The 20,624-nt window shown below is 71.4% G+C and carries 17 protein-coding genes; 10 read left to right on the top strand and 7 right to left on the bottom strand.

Annotated features, from left to right (window positions below; genetic code table 11):
- The first annotated feature begins 41 nt into the window (after positions 1-41).
- The 4 genes from DVR05_RS14345 (at position 42) to DVR05_RS14330 (ending at position 8,682) form a co-directional block, all read left to right on the top strand.
- Positions 42-443 (top strand): nuclear transport factor 2 family protein, encoded by a 402-nt coding sequence (locus tag DVR05_RS14345; protein WP_157982443.1) that lies wholly within the window; start codon positions 42-44, stop codon positions 441-443.
- 267 nt (positions 444-710) lie between these two features.
- On the top strand, positions 711-1,403 hold the full coding sequence (locus tag DVR05_RS14340; protein WP_116246376.1) for an OB-fold-containig protein: 693 nt from the start codon (positions 711-713) through the stop codon (positions 1,401-1,403).
- 140 nt (positions 1,404-1,543) lie between these two features.
- The gene (locus DVR05_RS14335) at positions 1,544-3,589 is read left to right on the top strand and encodes a flotillin family protein (protein WP_116246375.1); all 2,046 of its coding nucleotides are present in this window, start codon (positions 1,544-1,546) and stop codon (positions 3,587-3,589) included.
- A gap of 11 nt (positions 3,590-3,600) precedes the next feature.
- The gene (locus DVR05_RS14330) at positions 3,601-8,682 is read left to right on the top strand and encodes a DNA repair ATPase (RefSeq protein ID WP_116246374.1); all 5,082 of its coding nucleotides are present in this window, start codon (positions 3,601-3,603) and stop codon (positions 8,680-8,682) included.
- Positions 8,683-8,753: 71 nt separating this feature from the next.
- Here the strand turns inward: DVR05_RS14330 and DVR05_RS14325 are convergent, their stop codons facing one another.
- Positions 8,754-9,359, bottom strand: a complete 606-nt coding sequence (locus DVR05_RS14325) for a suppressor of fused domain protein (protein ID WP_116246446.1) — start codon at positions 9,357-9,359, stop codon at positions 8,754-8,756.
- Between the two features lie 98 nt (positions 9,360-9,457).
- On the opposite strand from DVR05_RS14325, the gene DVR05_RS14320 reads away from it, so the two are divergent.
- From DVR05_RS14320 to DVR05_RS14310, 3 genes are all read left to right on the top strand, one after another.
- Complete coding sequence (locus DVR05_RS14320; protein ID WP_116246373.1) at positions 9,458-10,033, top strand: TetR/AcrR family transcriptional regulator; 576 nt, start codon at positions 9,458-9,460, stop codon at positions 10,031-10,033.
- Between the two features lie 21 nt (positions 10,034-10,054).
- A complete protein-coding gene (locus DVR05_RS14315; protein WP_116246372.1) occupies positions 10,055-10,663 on the top strand; it encodes a DUF4865 family protein in 609 nt (202 codons plus the stop codon).
- A gap of 271 nt (positions 10,664-10,934) precedes the next feature.
- Positions 10,935-12,758, top strand: a complete 1,824-nt coding sequence (locus DVR05_RS14310; RefSeq protein WP_116246371.1) for an acyl-CoA dehydrogenase — start codon at positions 10,935-10,937, stop codon at positions 12,756-12,758.
- 88 nt (positions 12,759-12,846) lie between these two features.
- Here DVR05_RS14310 and DVR05_RS14305 read toward each other — a convergent pair whose 3' ends face one another.
- Positions 12,847-13,815: a zinc-binding dehydrogenase gene (locus DVR05_RS14305; RefSeq protein WP_116246370.1), complete on the bottom strand. Its 969-nt coding sequence runs from the start codon at positions 13,813-13,815 to the stop codon at positions 12,847-12,849.
- Positions 13,816-13,871: 56 nt separating this feature from the next.
- A complete protein-coding gene (locus DVR05_RS14300) occupies positions 13,872-14,669 on the bottom strand; it encodes an enoyl-CoA hydratase-related protein (RefSeq protein ID WP_116246369.1) in 798 nt (265 codons plus the stop codon).
- A gap of 113 nt (positions 14,670-14,782) precedes the next feature.
- On the opposite strand from DVR05_RS14300, the gene DVR05_RS14295 reads away from it, so the two are divergent.
- Positions 14,783-15,805: a ketoacyl-ACP synthase III family protein gene (locus DVR05_RS14295; RefSeq protein ID WP_116246368.1), complete on the top strand. Its 1,023-nt coding sequence runs from the start codon at positions 14,783-14,785 to the stop codon at positions 15,803-15,805.
- On the opposite strand, the gene DVR05_RS14290 is transcribed toward DVR05_RS14295, so the two are convergent.
- The 3 genes from DVR05_RS14290 to DVR05_RS14280 form a co-directional block, all read right to left on the bottom strand.
- Positions 15,774-16,619: an AfsR/SARP family transcriptional regulator gene (locus DVR05_RS14290; RefSeq protein ID WP_116246367.1), complete on the bottom strand. Its 846-nt coding sequence runs from the start codon at positions 16,617-16,619 to the stop codon at positions 15,774-15,776. The two genes, DVR05_RS14295 and DVR05_RS14290, sit on opposite strands and share 32 nt — an antisense overlap.
- Before the next feature lie 316 nt (positions 16,620-16,935).
- On the bottom strand, positions 16,936-17,361 hold the full coding sequence (locus DVR05_RS14285; RefSeq protein WP_232832142.1) for a MarR family winged helix-turn-helix transcriptional regulator: 426 nt from the start codon (positions 17,359-17,361) through the stop codon (positions 16,936-16,938).
- Positions 17,362-17,446: 85 nt separating this feature from the next.
- Positions 17,447-17,914 carry a hotdog fold thioesterase gene (locus tag DVR05_RS14280; RefSeq protein WP_116246365.1) on the bottom strand — a complete coding sequence of 156 codons (468 nt, stop codon included), beginning with the start codon at positions 17,912-17,914 and terminating at the stop codon, positions 17,447-17,449.
- Positions 17,915-18,080: 166 nt separating this feature from the next.
- Between DVR05_RS14280 and DVR05_RS14275 the strand changes: the two genes are divergently transcribed.
- Both DVR05_RS14275 and DVR05_RS14270 read left to right on the top strand, forming a co-directional pair.
- On the top strand, positions 18,081-19,040 hold the full coding sequence (locus tag DVR05_RS14275; RefSeq protein WP_116246364.1) for an aldo/keto reductase: 960 nt from the start codon (positions 18,081-18,083) through the stop codon (positions 19,038-19,040).
- A gap of 8 nt (positions 19,041-19,048) precedes the next feature.
- A complete protein-coding gene (locus tag DVR05_RS14270) occupies positions 19,049-19,729 on the top strand; it encodes an MBL fold metallo-hydrolase (protein WP_116246363.1) in 681 nt (226 codons plus the stop codon).
- A gap of 15 nt (positions 19,730-19,744) precedes the next feature.
- On the opposite strand, the gene DVR05_RS14265 is transcribed toward DVR05_RS14270, so the two are convergent.
- A complete protein-coding gene (locus tag DVR05_RS14265) occupies positions 19,745-20,620 on the bottom strand; it encodes a helix-turn-helix transcriptional regulator (protein ID WP_116246362.1) in 876 nt (291 codons plus the stop codon).
- Positions 20,621-20,624: the final 4 nt, after the last annotated feature.

The raw sequence follows: 20,624 nt of genomic DNA, 5'->3' as shown, positions 1-20,624 counted from the left end.
GCCCACGGTGGCTCCACGACCGTCGGGAGGAAGGACTCGGAGTGACGTCGCACCAGACCAGGAAGCCCGAACTCGCCCCCGGAGCGAGGGTCCAGGCGACCGGCCAGGAACACGCCCGGCTCTTCTACCACTACCTGGACACCAATGACCAGGACGGATGCGCCTCATTGGTGGACACCGACGCCCGCTTCACGCTTCCCGGGGGACGCGTCGCGCGCGGACCCGAGGAGGCCGCCCGCATGGTCTGCGTCCGGTTCGGGGGAGAGCGGTCCCACCGACTGCACCGCGTCATCGCCCAAGGGGACGGATTGGCGGTGACGGGACGCCACGCAGCGCCCGAGGACAAGAGTGACCCCACCCTTCAGACGGATTTCGTCGACGTCTTCACGATCACCGAACACGGCCTCCTTCTGTCCTGGCGCAGATTCCATTCCGTCGACTGACCGTCACGACCCGTAGAAACCCTTCTCCGCAGATCGAACGGCTGTTCATCAGTCTGACGCCCCTCCGACCTCCAATGCCCAAAAAACCTCCATATATGGCCACAACCGGTCAAACCAGACCCTCAGTGCCGTTCTGAACTGGGGGGTTCGGTAGAGTCCGGGGCGGTCCGACGTCGACGGGCACCCCGGCCGGGTGACCGCGGGCGCCCCGCGGGGGCGACCGGCGCGGACCTCGGCATCGTCCATCACGGCGGGAGTGGGTGACCAGTGGGGCTCTTCCTCGGCACCGCCTTCGCCTTTCCCACCGTGCTGTTCACCCCGCTGCTGACCGTCGCGGCCGTCTACTGGATCCTCGTCGTGGTCGGCGCGACCGACACCGAACTCCTCGACGGGGTGGACGCCGACGGTGAGGCCGTCGGCCTGAGCGCGCTGATGACCCGGGCGGGCCTGCTCGGCGGTTCCGGCCGCACGTCCGCCGAGGGCGGGGGCGGCCGACACCGGGCGCGTGTCCCCGTCACGGTCTCGCTCACCCTCATGGTGTGCGTCGCCTGGTTCGTGAGCATGATGGGCGGCATCATGACCAGTCTCCTCGACACCGCCTCCACCCCCCTGCTGTTCGCCCTCGGAGCCGTGGTCCTGCTGATCGCGCTGATCGCCGCCTGGGCGGTCACCAGCGGACTGGCGATGGCCGTCGCCCGGCTGCTGCCCGGCCGGCGGAGCGACTCCAAACACGACCTGGTCGGCCGTACCTGCGTGATCCGCATCGGCGAGGCGTCCGAGGACTTCGGCCGCGCCGAGATCACCACCGACGCCGGCGCCGAGATCTCCATCGACGTCCGCACCACCGCCGGGGAGGTCCTGCCGCCCGGCAGCACCGCCCTGATCTTCGAGCACGACCGGGAGGGCGACGTCTTCCTGGTCACCCGCTTCGACCCGGCCCTCGATCCCGGCCGGGACTGACTCCCGGGCGGGAACGGAACCGTTCCGCCGCCTCCCACGTCCCATCCTCGCGAGCGTCCCGGACACGGCCCCCGCCGCGCACGCCTCCCCCGGTGCTCGCAGCCCCCACCGCACGCCACGTGTAGCAAGGAGACCCCCACGTGTTGTTGAGCGCAGCCACCACGGGACAGGAGGCGACCAACGCGGCCTTCCTGACCGTCGGTGTCGCCCTGGCCATCGGAATCGTCGTCCTCCTGGCCCTGGTCCTCATGGTCACGCGACTGTTCCGCAAGGTCGAGCAGGGCAAGGCCCTGATCATCTCCAAGATCCGCGACGTCCACGTCACCTTCACCGGCGCGATCGTCCTCCCGGTCCTGCACAAGGCCGAGGTCATGGACATCTCGCTCAAGACGCTGACCCTGGACCGGCGCGGACGCGAGGGCCTGACCTGTAAGGACAACATTCGCGCCGACATCAGGGTCTACTTCTACGTCCGCGTGAACGAGACCGCCGAGGACGTCCGCAAGGTCGCCAAGTCCATCGGCACCGAGCACGCCAGCGACCAGGACACCCTCCAGGAGCTGTTCAACTCCAAGTTCTCCGAGGCGCTCAAGACCGTCGGCAAGCAGTTCGACTTCGAGGAGCTGTTCACCCAGCGCGAGCAGTTCCGCCACGCGATCGTCTCGCTCATCGGCACCGACCTCAACGGCTACAGCCTGGAGGACGTGGCCATCGACGAGCTGGAGCAGACCCCGCTGCACCAGCACGACGCCGACAACATCCTCGACGCTCAGGGCATCAGCAAGATCACCGAGCGCACGGCGATCGAGCACAAGCGCACCAACGAGTTCGAGAACGACCGCAGGAAGGAGATCGACCGGCAGAACACCGAGACCGCCGAGACCCTCGCCGAGCTGGAGAAGCGCCGTGAGGAGTCCGCCGCCAAGGCCAAGCGCGAGATCGAGATCATCCGCGCCCGCGAGGAGGCCGAGACCGCGCGCGTCCAGGCCGAGGAGCGGCTCAAGGCCGAGACCGCCAACATCCGCACCAGCGAGGCGCTGGGCGTCCAGCACCAGAACCAGCAGCGTGAGATCGCGGTCGCCGAGAAGAACCGCGAACGCGTCATCGCCATCGAGTCCGAGCGGATCGAGAAGGACCGGATGCTGGAGGTCATCGGCCGCGAGCGCGAGACCGAGCTGACCCGCATCGCCAAGGACAAGGAGGTCGAGGCCGAAAAGCGCGAGGTCGCCGACGTCGTCCGTGAGCGGGTCGCCGTCGACCGCACCGTGGCCGAGCAGGAGGAGGCCATCAAGCGGCTGCGCGCGGTCGAGGAGGCCGAGCGCACGCGCCAGGCGATCATCATCCAGGCCGAGGCCGAGGCCCAGGAGAACCTGGTCAAGGACATCAAGGCCGCCGAGGCCGCCGAGGCCGCGGCCAAGCACCGCGCCGCCGAGGAGCTGACCCTCGCCGAGGCCCGCCAGCAGGCCGCCGAACTGGACACCCGGGCCAAGATCCGGCTCGCCGAGGGCCTCCAGGCCGAGGCCGCCGCGGCCGGGCTGGCCGAGGTCCAGGTCCGCGAGCAGGACGCCGAGGCGATCGAGAAGGTCGGCCGCGCCGAGGCCGTCGTCGCCCGGGAGAAGGCCGAGGCCGAGGCCGAGGCCATCGAGCGGAAGCTGCGCGCCGAGGCCGCCGGCCTCAACGACAAGGCCGGGGCCATGGCCGCCCTGGACCAGGTCAGCCGCGAGCACGAGGAGTACCGCCTGCGCCTGGAGGCCGAGAAGGAGGTCCGCCTGGCCGGGATCGACGTGCACCGCCAGGTCGCCGAGGCCCAGGCCACCGTCCTGGCTTCCGGGCTGGAGAGCGCCGACATCAACATCGTCGGCGGCGACGGCGCCTTCTTCGACCGGATGGTCAACTCCATCGGGCTGGGCAAGGCCGTGGACGGCTTCGTCGGCAGCTCCGACACCGTCCAGGCGCTGGGCGGCGGCCTCCTCAACGGCGAGACCGACCTCGGCGCCGAGCTGGGCCGGTTCCTGTCCTCCGTCGGCACCGAGGACGTCAGGAACCTCACCGTCTCGGCCCTGCTGCTCAAGCTCATCGGCGCGGGCGGCCCGCAGGCCGACAAGCTCGACCAACTGCTCGACAAGGCCCGTGAACTCGGCGTGGACACGCTCCCCGTGACCGCGCTCGCCCCCGTGAAGCAGTGAGGTAGTCCTCCGTGACCGAGGCCCAGTCCCAGGAGACCGCAAGCCCCGGACCGGACGCCGAGGACGCGCGGGCGCTGGACGCGGGCACCTACGAGGTGCTCCGCGCCCGGCTCCGCGAACAGACCGGCGAGCTGGCCCGGCGAACCGAGGCGCTCAACGCCCGCCGCCTGGAGGTGTTCGGCGGGTCGGAGATGACCCTGCTGGGGACCGAACGCGTCCGCACCGAGCACAACTGCGTGCCCCGGGACATCATCAGCGTCGGACGTTCCGTCGGCGACGGCGCCGACGGGGACATGATCCTGTTCGGCTACAACGTCTTCATCGGGCTGCGACGGGAGACCCGCGTCTCCGACGTGTTCTCCACGCACCGCTACGACCGCGACGGCGACTCCTTCACGTTCGTCGACGTGCCCGAGGACGCCGTGCCCGGGCTCCTGTCGGACGAGGGGTTCCGGCAGGACTTCGCGCGGCTGTACCGCTACTACCGGGACACCCGGCTGCTGCAGCTGCGCCGGGTGGAGGACCGCCTGCTGGCGGTGTTCCAGACGGGACCGAACACCGAGGACGTGCGCGTGCTGCGGTGGTCGGTCTCGCCGACGGGCGAACTGTCCTACCTGGACGACCGCGGCGAGCGCGACCACGTCCGCCCGCCCGCGCACGACTTCACGTGGGTGGAGACCACCCGCGAGGACCACGTGTCCGGCCGCCACCCGCACGTCTCGATCCTCGACGAGCTGTTCGTGGAGACGGTGAACGGCGACCTCACCATCAAGGTGGAGAACAACACCGAGGTCGGCGAGGGGATCTACAGCGAACCGGTCGACGAGCCGCTCCAGAGCCTGGCCGACGCCTCGATCCACTACGCGCGGGTGGGCGCGCTCATCCTGCTGCGCGTCCTGCCCTACAACGAGACCGAGTGGCGCCACCTGGTCTTCAACACCCGCACCAAGACGGTGGAACGGCTCGACGGGATCGGACAGGCGTGCCAGCGCCTGCCCGACGACCAGGGCCTGATCTTCCCCGGCGGGTACCACCTGACCACCGGCGACGTCCGCACCTTCGACACCGACGTCACCGACCTGGAGTTCGAGCGGGTCGTCCGCTCGCCCAACGGCGAGGACGTGCTGTACGTCTTCCACTCGCCCGCGGACGGCCGCAGCCTGCTGCTGTCGTACAACACCATCCGCAAGGAGGTCGCCACCCCGATCGTCTGCCACGGGTACTCGCTGTTCGACGACGGCACGATGACCGTCTTCCGGGAGACCTCGGACGAGCCGACCCGCGTGCACCCGATGCAGGTGTGGCGGACGCCGTACGTGTCGGACGTGTACGCGGCGGCCCAGCCGGTGGGCACGGGACCGCTGGAGCGCGTCGGCAACGCCGAGCTGGTCCGGGGCGTGTCCGAGTGCCTGTCGGTGGCCCGGATCGCCGACGACATGAGCCCGTCCACCGAGGTCTTCGAGGCGATCATCGCCTCCTGCCGCCGGGTGGCCGACCGGTTCCACTGGCTGGGCGACGAGGAGCTGGGGGACCTGGCCGCACCGTTGGCCCAGGTGCGGGCCACCGCCGAGCGGGTGCTGGAGGAGTTCGAGACCGTCCAGACCCTGACCCGGCAGGCCGCCGAGACCCTCGCCGAGGCCGAGGCGGAGGTGACCTCGCTCATCCGCGCGTCGCGGGGCCGGACCCCGCGTTCGGCGGAGGGCTGGGTGACCCGGCTGACCGAGCTGCGCCGCGCGCAGGGGCGGACGGCCACGCTCTCCGAGACGCGCTACGTGGACACCGGTCGGCTGGCCGAGCTGGACCGTCGGCTGGCCGAGGAGATCGACGCGGTCGGTCGGCGCACGGTGGGCTTCCTCGAACAGGACGACGCGTTCGACGGCTACCACGCGGACGTGGCGCGGCTGGTCGAGGAGGCCGAGGGGATCGACGCGGTCAGCGCCGCGACGGCCGTCGGCGAGCGCATCGAGGAGCGCACCGAGGGCCTCCAGGTGGTCACCGAGGTCGTGGGGTCCCTCGACATCGGGGACGCCCGGGTCCGCACACGGATCCTGGAGCGGATCGGCGAGGTCTTGGCCGGGATCAACCGGGCCCGGGCCACGCTGGAGTCACGCCGCAGGGAGCTGCTGGCCCGGGAGGGGCGGGCCGAGTTCGCCGCGGAGTTCGCGCTGCTGGGGCAGGCGATCACCGGCGCGCTGGCCGCCGCCGACACCCCCGAGCGCTGCGACGAGCAGCTCGGCCGGATCATGCTCCAGGTGGAGAACCTGGAGTCGCGGTTCGCCGAGTTCGACGACTTCCTCGCGGAGCTGTCGGACAAGCGCGAGGACGTGTACGAGGCGTTCTCCACCCGCAGGCAGTCGCTCGTGGACGAGCGGTCGCGCCGGGCCGACCGGCTGGCCGCGTCCGCCGCCCGGGTCCTGGAGGGCGTGCACCGCCGGGTCGCCGCGCTCTCCACCCTGGAGGACGTCAACACCTACTTCGCCTCCGACGCGATGGTGACCCGGCTGCGGCGCACGGTCGAGGAGATGCGCGAACTCGGCGACTCCGTGCGCGCCGAGGAGCTGGAGGGGCAGATCCTGTCCGCCCGGCAGGAGGCCGGACGGGCGCTGCGGGACCGGGCCGACCTGTTCGAGGGCGGACCCGGCGGCGAGACCGTCCGGCTGGGACGGCACCGGTTCGCGGTCAACACACAGCCCATCGACCTCACCCTCACCCCGCACGACGGGGAAATGACGGTCGCGATCACGGGCACCGACTACCGCGAGCCGGTCACCGACGCCGCCTTCGGCCGGACCCGCCACCTGTGGGACCGGCTGCTGGTCTCCGAGAGCGACCGGGTGTACCGGTCGGAGTACCTGGCGACGTCGATCCTGGCCGCCGCGGAGGAGGGCTCTCTGGAAACGACGGCGGCCGAGGGCCGTCGATCGAGGGGTGGTGGAGAGCGACGGGCGGGTCTCACCCTCGACGCCCTGGTCGAGGCGGGCGTCCACGCGGAGAACGGGTCCCTGCTGGAGCTGGTGCGCGGGGTCGCCGAGAGCCGCTACGACGAGGGCTACGAGCGCGGCGTGCACGACCACGACGCCGCCCTCATCCTGTCCGCGCTGCTCAGGCTGCGCACCGGGGCGGGTCTGCTGCGGTACCCGGGCGCCGCGCGCGCGGTGGCGCAGCTGTTCTGGGCCCACGGAGCGGGCAAGGAGGAGCGGACCGCGTGGCGCACGCGCGCCAGGTCGCTGGCACGCGCCCGCGCGGTCTTCGGCGCGCGCCGGTCGGCGGCGATCGACGCGCTGCGCACGGAGCTGGCCGAGGGCGTGGACGCGTTCCTCACCGAGACCGGGCTGCACCCGGACACAGACCTGGAGCTGGTGGGCGAGTACCTGTTCGAGGAGCTGGCCGAGGGGTCGCGGGCGTCGTCGGGCTTCGTGTCCGGGGCGGGCGCGCGGCTGCTCCTGGACCGGTTCCACCGGGCGTTGGGCAGCACGAGGGAGACCACGCGCAAGGCGTTCGAGGACGACCTGCGCGCGTTGGAGGGCGACCTGGCGGCGCGGCACCAGCTGGTGACCGCGTGGCTGGAGGCGTTCGCGGCCACACTCGACGAGGTGGACCCGGGCGACCTGCCCGAGGCGGCGGCGATCGAGCTCACCGGGTCGGCCGTGGAGCGGTACGAGTCGTCGGCGGCGGTCGGTGAGACCGTGACGGGGCTGCTCGGCGCCCACCCGCGCGTGCGGGACCGCTCCCTGGAGGTGCGGCTGGACGAGATCCTGCCGCGCACCCGGGCGTTCCGCGCCCGCGACGTACCCGCCTACCGGGACTTCCAGCGGCGCCGCAACGAGCTGGTGGCCGCCGAACGCGAGCGCCTGCGGTTGGAGGAGTACCGGCCCAAGGTGATGAGCGGGTTCGTCCGCAACCGCCTGCTGGACGAGGCCTACCTGCCGCTGATCGGCGACAACCTGGCCAAGCAGGTGGGCGCGGCGGGGGACGACAAGCGGACCGACCAGAGCGGTCTGCTGCTGCTCATCTCCCCGCCGGGATACGGCAAGACCACGCTGATGGAGTACGTGGCGAGCCGCCTGGGACTGGTGTTCGTGAAGGTCAACGGGCCCGCGCTGGGGCACGGCGTGACCTCGCTCGACCCGGAGGAGGCGCCCGACGCCACGTCTCGGCAGGAGGTCGAGAAGATCTCCTTCGCGCTGGAGATGGGCAACAACGCGCTGCTGTACCTGGACGACATCCAGCACACCAACCCGGAGCTGCTCCAGAAGTTCATCTCGCTCTGTGACGGCCAGCGCCGGATGGAGGGGGTGTGGAACGGCCGGACGCGCACCTACGACCTGCGGGGGAAGCGGTTCGCGGTCTGCATGGCCGGCAACCCGTACACGGAGCAGGGCAGGCGGTTCCGGATCCCGGACATGCTGGCCAACCGGGCGGACGTGTACAACCTGGGCGACGTGCTGTCCGGCAAGGAGGAGATGTTCGCGCTCAGCTACATCGAGAACGCGCTCACCTCCAACGCGACGCTGGCGCCGCTGTCCACCCGGGACCGGGAGGACGTGTACACGTTCGTGCGGATGGCCGAGGGCGACGAGTCGGCGGGCGCGGACCGGCTGCGCCACCCGTACTCGGCGGCTGAGGTGGACCGGATCGTGTCGGTGCTGCGCAGGATGCTGCGCGTGCGCGAGGTGGTGCTGGCCGTCAACCGGGCCTACATCGCCTCGGCGGGGCAGTCGGAGGACGCGCGGACCGAGCCGCCGTTCCAGCTCCAGGGGTCGTACCGGAACATGAACCGGCTGGCGGAGCGGATCGTGCCGGTGATGAACGACGCCGAGGTGGAGGCCGCGATCGACGACCACTACCTGGGCGAGGCGCAGACCCTGACCTCGGGTGCCGAGGCCAACCTGCTCAAGCTCGCGGAGCTGCGCGGTGTGCTGACGCCGGAGCAGGAGACCCGGTGGACCGAGGTCAGGGAGGCGTTCCGCCGGAGTCGGGCGCTGGGCGGGGCCGAGGACGACCCGATGACGCGGGCGATCGGGGCGATGGGGCTGCTCGCCGACCGGGTGGGGGCGATCGGCACGGCCATCGAGCGCGCGGCGGAGCGGTAGCGCGTCTGCCGCGCACGCGGGCCGTCACCCCGGAATTCACCGGGAGGGGTGGCGGCCCGTTCCCGCGCCGGTCAGAGGCGGACCGGCGCGCGCCCCGGCTCGGTGAGCAGCCGCGGGTCGCGGTCGCGCAGGAGGGCGACGAGCGGGGCGGCCGTCCCCGCCTCCTGCACGTCCGCGCCCTCGTCGGCGGTCAGCCCCACGAGCTGGAAGAACATGACCAGCCCGTTCTCCGTCCGCATGGCGCGGACCTCGACGTCGGGAACGATGACCAGCGAGGTCATGTCGCTGTTCGAGGGCTCGCCGCCGAGCGGCGACGGCGTGACGATCCAGTGGCCGACGTCCAGGTCGCTCCCGGCGAGGAAGCGGTCGGCCAGCGCGTGCAGGACGCGCAGGACCCAGGCGGGCACGGAGCGGTCGTCGGGGTCGCGGGGGATCCGGCAGGTGAACTCGAAGCCCGCGCCGGAGATCCGGGGCTCCTCGCTGGTCTTCTCGCCCAGCTCCGTCAGACCGAAGGTCACCAGGAGCCAGTGCCCCTCCAGCGGGTAGGCGAGGACGCCGTCCAGCCCCTCCCCGCCCTGGCCGTCCGCGGCGAACTGGATGGTGAGCGGCTGGACGTCGGGGTGGCGCTCCGCCCACTCCTCGTAGATCCGGGTGAGCCCGGGCAGCATCTCCAGCATGGTGTCGTGGCTCCCCACATCAGGTGTTCGTGCACGTCCGAGCATAGGAGCACGACGGGCGCAACGTTCTGTACCTACTGGTATGTACAATCGCGGGTGTGAGCACAGCGGAACGACTCGTCGAGAGCACCCGAGAACTCCTGTGGGAGCGCGGATACGTCGGCACCAGCCCCCGGGCCGTCCTCGAACGGGCGGGAGTCGGACAGGGCAGCATGTACCACCACTTCCGGAGCAAGCGGGAGCTGGCGCTGGCCGCGATCCGCCGCACCGCCGAGGAGCTGCGCGACCGCGCGGGACAGGAGCTCGGGGCTCCGGGCGCCGCCCTGGACCGGATCACCGCGTACGCACGGCGCGAACGCGACGTCCTCAGGGGCTGCCCGATCGGTCGACTGACCCAGGACCCGGACGTGATGGCCGACGCCGAGCTGCGGGCCCCGGTGGACGACACCCTCCGATGGCTGCGCGGCCGCCTGGCCGAGGTCGTGGCGGAGGGGCGCGACCGAGGCGAACTGGACCCGTCGACGGACCCGGACCTGACCGCCGCCGCGCTGGTCGCCGCCGTGCAGGGCGGCTACGTCCTCGCGCGCGCGGCGGACTCGGCGGAACCGTTCCACCAGGCTGTGACGGGTGTGCTCACCCTCCTGGCCGACCGCTCCACGACCGGCTCCGGCTGACTCCCGAAGGAGACCTCCCCCGTGTACGCCGAGCAGTACGAGATCACCCTGCCCGCCGACCACGACATGGACGCCGTTCGGCGACGGGTGGCCTCGAACGGACACGCCCTCGACGACCGCGCCGGGCTGGGGCTCAAGGCCTATCTCATCCGGGAGCGCGGGGTGTGGGGCTCGCCCGTGAACCAGTACGCGCCGTTCTACCTGTGGACCGACGTGGGCGCGATGGCCGAGTTCACCGTCGGCGGGGGAGGGTTCCAGAACATCATCCGCGACTTCGGCCGTCCCGCCGTCCATCACTGGACCGGCGTGGCCTGCGAGGGCGGCCCCGCGCGCGGTTCGACTCCCCGGTGGGCCACCCGACGCCTCACCGAGGTGCCGACCGGCTCCGACACCACCGGCACGGGCACCGCGGAGGCCGTCCGCCGGGAGATCGACGCCGTGTGCGAGCTGGCCCGGCACGACGGCGTGCACACCGCTGCGCTCGCCGTCGACCCCGAGCGCTGGAGGCTCGTGCGGTTCGTCCTGTGGCGGGACGCGGCGGGGGAGCCGGACGACGCCGCGGAGCGATACGAGGTCCTCCACCTGTCCGCCCCGCACCTGAACGACCTGCCGCACGGCCGCGCCTGGTGACCCCGGGGAGGCGGTGCCGAGCCCCGGCGGCGGCGCCCGCTACCGTTGCCCCGACGCCCCGGCGGACCCCGTTCGGGAGCGGTTCCATCACCCTCCGCGACACCTGCTTCTCCACCCCCTGACCTGCGGCGTCGCCACACATCACTCGCCCGTGCGCCAGATGTGCCTTCCCCCACTGGCGTGCGGTGCTACTGAGTAGTAACATTGACTTGTTACTAGTCGGTAGATCCGCGTGTACAGACACCGCGGCCGGGACACAGCGGAGCTGTCCATGACGCATTACAAGAGCAACCTGCGCGACATCGAGTTCAACCTGTTCGAGGTGTTCAAGCGCCAGGAGGTACTGGGCAAGGGCCCCTTCGAGGAACTCGACGAGGACACCGCCCGCACCATCCTCGACGAGGTCAACCGGCTCGCCACCGGCGTCGTCGCCGAGTCCTTCGAGGACGCCGACCGCAACCCGCCGGTCTTCGACCCGAAGACGAACACGGTCGCCATCCCCGAGAGCCTGAAGAAGTCCTACCAGGCCTACATGGACGCCGGCTGGTACAACCTCGACCTCCCCCCCGAGCTCGGCGGCCTCGGCGCCCCCCGCTCCCTGGTCTGGTCCGCGGCCGAGCTCATCCTCGGCGCCAACCCCTCCATCCACATGTACTCGGCGGGTCCGGGCTTCGCGAGCATCCTCCACTCCGAGGGCAACGAGAAGCAGAAGGAGTTCGCCAAGCTCGCGATCGAGCGCGGCTGGGGCGCCACCATGGTGCTGACCGAGCCGGACGCCGGCTCCGACGTCGGCGCCGGGCGCACCAAGGCGATCGACCAGGGCGACGGCACCTGGCACATCGAGGGTGTCAAGCGCTTCATCACCTCGGCCGAGCAGGACATGACCGAGAACATCTTCCACCTGGTGCTCGCGCGCCCCGAGGGCGCGGGCCCCGGCACCAAGGGTCTCTCGCTCTTCCTGGTCCCCAAGTACCTGGTCAACGAGGACGGCTCCCTCGGTGAGCGCAACGGCGCCTACGTGACCAACGTCGAGCACAAGATGGGCCTCAAGGCCTCCACCACCTGCGAGCTGACCTTCGGCGACAAGCACCCCGCCATCGGCTACCTCGTCGGTGACAAGCACGACGGCATCCGCCAGATGTTCCTCATCATCGAGTACGCGCGCATGATGGTCGGGACGAAGGCGATCGCCACCCTCTCCACCGGCTACCTCAACGCCCTGGAGTACGCCAAGGAGCGCAAGCAGGGCTCCGACCTGACCGCCGGCGGCGACAAGAACGCCCCCAAGGTCACCATCACGCACCACCCCGACGTGCGCCGCAGCCTCATGACGCAGAAGTCCTACGTCGAGGCCATGCGCGCGCTCGTCCTGTTCACCGCCACCCAGCAGGACGCGATCCAGATCGCGCAGGCGGCCGGTGAGGACGTCAAGGAGCTGGAGGCGATGAACGACCTCCTGCTGCCGATCGTCAAGGGCGTGGGCTCCGAGCGCTCCTACGCGCTGCTCGCCGAGTCCCTCCAGACCCTGGGCGGCTCCGGGTACCTCCAGGAGTACCCGATCGAGCAGTACATCCGCGACGCCAAGATCGACACCCTCTACGAGGGCACCACCGCGATCCAGGCACAGGACTTCTTCTTCCGCAAGATCGTGAAGAACGGCGGCGCCGCCATCGGCAAGCTCGCCGCCGAGATCAAGGGCTTCGCCCAGAGCGAGGCGGGCAACGGCCAGCTGAAGGAGGAGCGCGCGCTGCTCCTGGAGGCGGTCGAGCACGTCGAGAAGATCGTCGAGATCATGATCGGCCACGCGATGGGTTCGGCCGAGGAGCCCCGTGAGCTGTACAAGGTGGGCCTGAACTCCACCCGCCTGCTCATGGCCTTCGGTGACGTCGTCCTGTCCTGGCTGCTGCTGCGCCAGGCCGAGGTGGCCCTGAACAGCATCGACGGCGCCGAGGACGCGGACAAGGACTTCTACACCGGCAAGATCGCCGCCGCGCGCTTCTTCGCCGAGCAGTTCCTGCCGCGCATCGCCGCCGAGCGCCGTGTCGCCGAGAACGTGAACCTGGAGCTCATGGACATGCCCGAGTCCGCGTTCTAGATCGCGTCCGGGCCCGAGGGGGCGGGGCGGCCGTCGGCCGCGCCGCCCCCTCACGCGTTCCCCGCACGCGGGTCGACGCGAGCCGTCGTCAGCGTGTCGAGAGCACGTACTTGCCCGTGCTCCGGCGGGACTCCAGCAGTTCGTGGGCCTTGGCCGCCTCGTCGAGCCGGAACGTGGTCACGTCGATGCGCACCGCGCCGTCCGCCACCAGCCGGGCCGCCTCCTCCAGCCGGTCACGGGCGAGGTCGGGCCGGGCCGCCACCATCCCGCCGAGGTTGTAGCCCCCGACCGACCGGGACGACGACCACAGGCCGACCCCCGTGAACTCCGCGTCCTCCTGGGCCGCGTCACCGAAGACGACGTGGCGGCCGAAGAACGCCAGGAGGTCCATCGCCTCCTTCCGCACGGGGCCTCCGACGGCGTCCAGGAGGACGTCGACCCCCGTGCCGCCGGTCCGCTCCCGCACCCGGCCGACGAGGTCCTCGTACGTGAAGACGTGGTCGTAGCCGAAGTCCGCCGCGTAGGCCGCCTTGTCCGGGGTCGAGGCGACACCGTACACGGCCGAGGCGCCCATGCGCCTGGCGATCTGCGCGGCGGCCGTCCCCACGCCCCCGGCGGCCCCCGTCACCAGGACGCTCTCGCCCTCGCGCAGCCGAGCCGCGTCGCGCAGCAGGCCGAGCGCCACCGTGACGTTGCACGGGAACGCCGCCCCCAGGTCGCCCGGAACCCCGTCGTCGAGGGCCACCGTCAGCGCTGCCGGGGCCACCACGCGCTCGGCGTACCCTCCTCCGGCGAGGGTCAGGGCGGCCACCCGCTGCCCGGGGACCAGCCCGGCCACGTCGGGTCCGACCTCGCGAACGGTTCCGGACGCCTCCAGCCCCGGGACGTGCGGAACCCCGATCTCGAACTGGCCCCGGCGGAACATGACCTCCGCGAAGTTGACCCCCGCGTACTCGACGTCGATGACGACCTCCCCGGCACCGGCCACCGGGACGTCCGCCTCCCCCGGCTCCAGGACCTCGGGCGGACCGTAGGCGTTGACGTGGACTGCTCGCATCCTTGACTCCTTGGTGTGTGTGGACGGGGGACGGCCGGGGCGCCGGTCGGCGGCGCTCACCGGGGACGCGGCTCGAAGCGGGGGGCACGCCGTTCGCGTACGGCCCGGACCGCCTCCTGGAAGTCGGGTGTGGTGAAGGCCCGGGTCATGAGCTCCACGGACTGGGCGACGGCCTCCTCCAGGGGTGCCTCCAGGCCCGACCAGAGCTGCCGGCGGATCACCGCCATCGCCGCGGGGGAGGAGCGTTCGGCGAGTTCCTCCGCGTAGGCCCGCGCGGCCGGGAGCACCTCCTCGGGGGGCCGGACGTGTTGGACCAGTCCCATCCGGAGAGCCTCGTCGGCGTCCACCGCGCGCCCCGACAGCAGCAGGTCCGCGGCGTTGGCGGTGCCGACGAGGCGGGGCAGCAGCCACGCCGACCCGTACTCCGCGGCGAGGCCGAACCGGCTGAAGGACGTGGCCAGACGTGCCCGGCTCGACATGAAGCGCACGTCCGCGTACAGGGCGTGGACCAGGCCGAGTCCGGCCGCTCCACCGTTGACGGCCGCGACCACCGGCGTGCCCAGCCGGGCCGGCAGGTCGGGCGGGTGCCCCAGTTCCCGGACCAGGTCCCGCCCCTCGGTCCCCTCGGCCAGGCGGTCCAGGAGGTCGGGGGTGGCCCCGGAACAGAAGCTTCCGCCCTGGCCGGTGACGACGACCGCCCGTACCTCGGAGGAGGCGTCCGCCTCCGCCAGGGCGTCGTAGTAGGCCCGGAACATGCCCAGGTCCATCCCGTTGCGACGTTCGGGCCGGGCGAAGGTGATCGTGCGGACGCCCCCGGAGGTGGTGGTCCGCACACCCCGTTCCTGGTCGCTCATGGCGTGGTCCCTTCGGTCCTGGGCGGCTCGTGGAGCCCGTCCCGGTGTGGGTCATGACTTGATGAGGGTACTAATATATAACAGAGCACTGTCATAGATCTTCAGGAGGACGCATGCGGCTCACCGAACCCGTCGGCCTGTCCGGGATGACGACGTGGATCCCCCGCACCACCCAGACCGTCGACCGGGCCGTCGCCGAGGGCCTGGTCGACCCGGACACCGCCGCCGAGTTGGGGTACTCCGAACTCCCCGTCGAGCCGAGGGAGTCCCCGCCGCGGATGGCCGTCCTGGCCGCCCTCGACTGCCTGGACCGGACCGGGGAGGACCCCGCGCGGGTGGGGCTGGTCCTCCACGCGTGGATCCACTACCAGGGCCACGACCTGTGGTCCCCGGCGCACTACGTCGCCGACCAGGTCGGCGCCCGCGACGGCCTCCCCATCGGGATCCAGCAGATCTGCAACGGCGGCGCGGCGGCCGTCGAGACGGCGATCGCCCGGCTCGTGGCCGACCCCGACCTGGAGCTGGCGCTGGTGACCACCGGCGACCGCTTCCCCGACGGCGCCTTCGACCGCTGGAGCGGCGACTACGGCATGGCCTACGGCGATGGGGCCACGGCGGTCCTGCTGCACCGCGCCGACACGCGCCGCCCCGACCTGTTCCTGCACGCCGTGGAGAGCACGGCGGCGCCGCGGTTGGAGGGCATGCACCGCGGGCGGGACCCGTTCGGCGCCGTGCCCCGTTCGGTGTCCGCGCGCATCGACGTCCGACGCACCAAGAGGGCCTACTTCGAGGAGGGCGGCAAGGAGGCGTTCATGGCCGACAGCCGCTCCTGCCTGCACGAGGTCGTACGGCGCTGCCTGGCCGCGGGCGGCGTCGACGGGGCCGACCCCCGCCTGCGCCACGTCGCCCTGCCCCGCCTGGGTCGCACGACCCTGGAGGAGGCGTACGTGAAGCCGCTGGCGGAGGTGACGTCGGCTCCCCCGCTGCTCCTGGGTGAGTCCACCGGTCATCTGGGAGCGGGGGACGCCGTGGCCGGGTTGGCCGAACTCTCCGCCGTCCTGGAGCCGGGGGAGTACGGGCTCGTGATCAGCGCGGGCGCCGGGTTCACCTGGTCGTGCCTACTCGTGAGCCGCTGACCCCGGGGCCCCAGACGCCACCGGACAGCAGCTCCTGGTCGTCACGCAGGACCCTCGCCTGGAGAGCGCGGAGGCGGGGGGAGAGGTCGAGGCCGAGCTCGTCCCGCAGCCTGTTCTGGAGGGCCGCGAGGACCCCCAGTGCCTCGGCCCGGCGCGCACTGCGGTACAGGGCGAGGATGAAGTACTCGTGGAAGACCTCGTGCAGCGGGTACAGGGCCACCAGCTCAGCGAGTTCGCCGATGAGGTCGGCGTGACCGCCCGCGCTCATCTCGGCGCGGATGCGGTGTTCGAGCGTCGAGAGGCGGGCCTCGCTCAGGCGGGTGGCCTGGGCGAGGAGACGGGTCCCGGCGTCGACGTTGACCAGAGCGGGACCGCGCCACAGCGCCAGGGCGTCGCGGAACAGCGCCGCCGCCCTCTCGTGGTCGCCGGCGCTCGCGGCCGCGCAACCGGCGCGCGTCAGTCTGGTGTACTCGACGGTGTCGATGTCGACCATCTCGGTGGAGAGACGGTACCCGCCCCCCTCGGTGATGAGCACCCGTTCGGCGACCTGGTCCGTGCCCAGGCCGGTGAGGGCGCCCATGAGTCGGCGCACCTGCCCCACGTAGGTCTGGACGGTCGTCGTCGCCGTGCGCGGCGGCCGCTCCCGCCACAGCTCGTCCACCATGTTCTCGGCGGAGACGACCTGGTCGGGATCGGCGGCGACGAGCGCGAACACCGTCCGCGGCTTGGGCGGCAGGTGTGACACCTCGCCCTCCGCGTTCGCCATGATCAGGGGCCCCAGGACCCCGACCTTCAACAGCCCCGAGCACTCCATCAAAGACTCCCCCTGCACGCCACGACGCCCGCCCCCCGAGAGCGTCCACCGGAATGAAATGTCAAAATTTCAACGAACCACCCGGGAAACGGGCGGTATATAACCGCGAAACACGACCGGACAGCCACTGAAACCACAAGACTGACGCAGGATATGAGGGTGATCCCGGACTTGGTATGATCAACGTCACACGAAAAGGCGAGAACCATTTCGGGAAATAAAGAACATACTGGCAGAGCGCAGCAGCGAATAAGGATGGCCACTTGTGGCCAGAGGCTGATTCTCAAACATGAGACGGCGACGCAAAGCGACGAAATTATTCCAGCGCGTCAAGGGCCGAGATCGCGCGTTCGAGGAGGGCGTTGAGGGTACCCAGTTCCTCTTCGGTGAACTCCGCCGCGAGCCTGCCCTCCACCTCGAGGGCGGCCTTGTCCGCCCGGGCCACCAGGGCGCGGCCCTCGTCGGAGATCCTGTTCACCTTCACCTTCTGGTGCAGCGGTGACGTGGAACGCTCGATGAGGCCGGAGCGGTCGAGGTTGGTCAGGACCGTGGCCATCGTCTGCGGGGTGACCATGCACTCGCGGGCCAACTGCGCCGCGGACATCCCCTCCGACACCGACAGGAGGAGGAGAACGGCGTACTGGGGCACCGTGAGCCCGAACTCCCTCAGGGCACGGGACTTGCGGCTGATGAGCGCCTGCTCGGCACGCTTGATCGTGCGGCCGAGCCGATCGGCCCCCACACCCGCGTACTCCGTCCTGGGCCCTTCGGCCGCCCCACGCTCCACCGTGCCCCCATCCTGCGATCCGGACCGCCGCCGTCAGTGATCATGTCACGCCAGAACCCGCGCCCCGTCCCACCGCACGGCCGCCCCCACGGGCACGCGAGCGAGGGAGAGCGCAGGTCAGCCTAGCCGTACAGGTTAGCTGACCGCGCTGGTCACGGATGGCGATCTCATAGGTGGCGCTGTCCGTGCCCCGGTGGAGGGGGCGGCACTCGCCCACCACCTCGCCCGACCGGACCGCCCGGTGATGGGTGCAGGACAGTTCCTGACCGACGATGATCCGGTCGGTCCCCGCCCAGATCCAGGCCGCCAGGGACCCCAGCGTCTCCGCCAGCACCGCGTTGGCGCCGCCGTGCATCAGCCCCACCGGCTGCCGGTTGCCGGCCACCGGCATCCGGCCGACCACCAGGTCAGGGCCGCACTCCGTGATGGTGATCCCCATCTTCTCGACCAACTGCTCCCGCTCGTAGCCGGGCACGACCTCGACCGGACCGAGCGTGGCCTGCTGCATCTCGCACCTCCGTGAACGTGGGTCTCTCCGCCCTGGGAGCTTACCCACGACCCTCATACTACCCAAGACCCTGTCTTGTGACAGACTCCTGCTATTCTTCGGCGGCGAGAGCACCTGTACCGAGCACACCCCGGGGGACACCGGGTGCGACGAGGGGAGCAGCACCATGAAGACCAGGGAGATGGGCCAGACCACGCGCCGAGTCGGCGTGGTCGGACTCGGCTGCATGGGGATGTCGTGGGGGTACGACCAGATGGGCCGGGACGACGACGTGTCCGTCCAGGTCATCCGGCGGGCCCTGGAGCTCGGGATGAACCTGGTCGACACCTCCGACCAGTACGGGCCCTTCACCAACGAGGAACTCGTGGGCCAGGCGCTACGGGGCCACCGGGAGCGGGCCTACCTCGCCACCAAGGGCGGGCTCGTCGTCGACGACCCCCAGACCTTCGCCAGCCACCGGGACGGCCGACCCGAGCACCTGCGCGCCGCCTGCGAGGCCAGCCTGAGGCGCCTCGGCGTGGACCACATCGACCTCTACCAGCTGCACCGGGTCGACCCCGAGGTTCCGCTGGAGGAGAGCTGGGGAGCGCTGTCCGAGCTGGTGAAGGAGGGCAAGGTCGGCGCCCTCGGGCTCTCGGAGGCGAGTGTCGACCAGATCCGCACCGCTCACGCGATCCACCCCGTCGCCAGCGTCCAGAGCGAGCTGTCCCTGTGGAGCCGGGAGCCGCTGGCCGACGGGGTCCTGAAGCACTGCGAGGAGAACGGGATCACGTTCATCTCCTACTCCCCCCTGGGCCGGGGCTTCCTCTCCGGGAGCATCGCCTCCCCCGACGACCTGCCGAAGGTGGACGGGCGCCACCGCACGCCCCGCTTCCAGCCGGAGGCGATCGCGGCCAACCAGCCGATCATCGACCGTGTCCGTGAGGTCGCCGGTCAGCTCGGGGCGACGGTCCCGCAGGTCTCCCTGGCATGGGTGCTGGCCCAGGGCGAGCGCGTCGTCACCATCCCCGGCACCAAGAACCCCCGCTATCTGGAGGAGAACGCCGGCGCCGCCGAGGTGGTCCTGTCCGCCGAACAGCTCGCGCTGCTCGACGCCGTGCCCGAAGCCATCGGCACCCGCTACTAGGAGTCACCGTGCTGATCCTCGGATTCCCGGCGGGCGTGTTCGGTACCAACACCTACGTGCTGGCCGAACGGCCAGGGGCGGGCTGCGTCATCATCGACCCCGGCCAACGGTCACTGGAGGGGCTGGGGGAGCTCGTCGCGCGCCACCGGCTGGAGCCGGAGGCGGTGCTCCTCACGCACGGCCACATGGACCACACCTGGGACGCCGTGCCCGTCAGCGAGCGGTACGACGTGCCGGTGTACGTGCACGCCGACGACCGGTTCATGGTCGGCGCCCCGGCCCGCGGCCTCCCGCGTGACTTCCCGGCGCACCTGCTGGAGGGGCACCCGAACACCGACCCGACCGACCTGCGCGAGATCCGCCGGGACCGGACCACCGTTCGCGCGGCGGGCCTGGACATCGAGGCCCTGCACACCGGCGGGCACACACCGGGGTCGATGATCCTGCACGTCCGGGGCGAGGGGTCGGCGCTGTTCACCGGGGACGCCCTGCTCACCGGCGCGCTGGGCCGCACCGACGGCCCCGGTGGCGACGAGGGGCGGCTCCGCACGGCGCTGGCCGAGCACTGCCGCGCCCTCCCCGACACCACCGCGATCCACCCCGGGCACGGGGAGTCCACCACCCTGCGGGCCGAGCGGAGGCTGCACCCCTTCCTCCGCCCCGACCCCGTCTCCTCACACGTGTCCTGACCCCGCCGGACACGGTCACGGCGCGCCGACGGGCAGACGCTCGAACCCGTCCGCGGCGATCCGCTCCAACGCCTCCGCCGTGGCCGTGCCCGGTGCGGGCGTGTTCAGGATCAGCCGCACCCCGGGGCAGTCCGGCATGTGCAGCACGGAGTGCTCGAACTCCAGCGAACCCAGCCACGGGTGGTCGAGCGCCTTGAGCCGCGACGGCCGGGAGGCCACGTCGTGGAGCGCCCACAGCTCGGCGAACTCGGGGCTGATCCGGCACAACCGGTCGACGATCCGCCCGAACCCCGGGTCGTCCGGGTGGCGCGCCATGTCCCGCCGGAACTCGGCCACCAGATCCGGAGCCATCTGCGACCAGTGGCGGTGGCGCCCCCGGTAGGCGGGGTCGGTGAAGAACGCGACCAGGCAGTTCAACGGCTCGCCCTCGGTCCTGGAGTACCCGAAGACCGTCTCCGCCGCCCGGTTCATCACGACGACGTTCCAGTAGTGGTCGATCGCGTGCGCGGGCGCCGGCATCCAGTTGTCGACGACGCGGGCCAACTCGGCCTGGTCCGGCTCGGATCCCCTCACCTGCGGCGGGTTCACCCCGGCCAACCGGTACAGGTGGTCCCGTTCGACCACCGTCAGCCGCAGCGCCCCGCTCACCGCGTCCAGCACCGCGGGGGACACCGTGATGTCCCGCCCCTGCTCCAACTGGATGTACCAGGAGGTCCCGACCCCGGCGAGTACGGCCACCTCCTCACGGCGCAGTCCGGGGGTCCGGCGTCGTCCCCCCGGGGGGAGACCCACGTCCTCGGGGGTGAGGCGGGCACGCCGGGTCCGCAGGAAATCTTTCAGTTCCGTCCGTCGCCAATTCCGTCCGTCTGTGGATTCTTGGGTGATGTTCACAGTG

The sequence above is a fragment of the Nocardiopsis sp. FIRDI 009 genome, assembly GCF_003386285.1.
In the GTDB taxonomy this organism is placed as follows: Bacteria; Actinomycetota; Actinomycetes; order Streptosporangiales; family Streptosporangiaceae; genus Nocardiopsis.
Note: the sequence above shows the minus strand (reverse complement) of the source record. Positions and strands in the feature narration are given on the sequence as shown.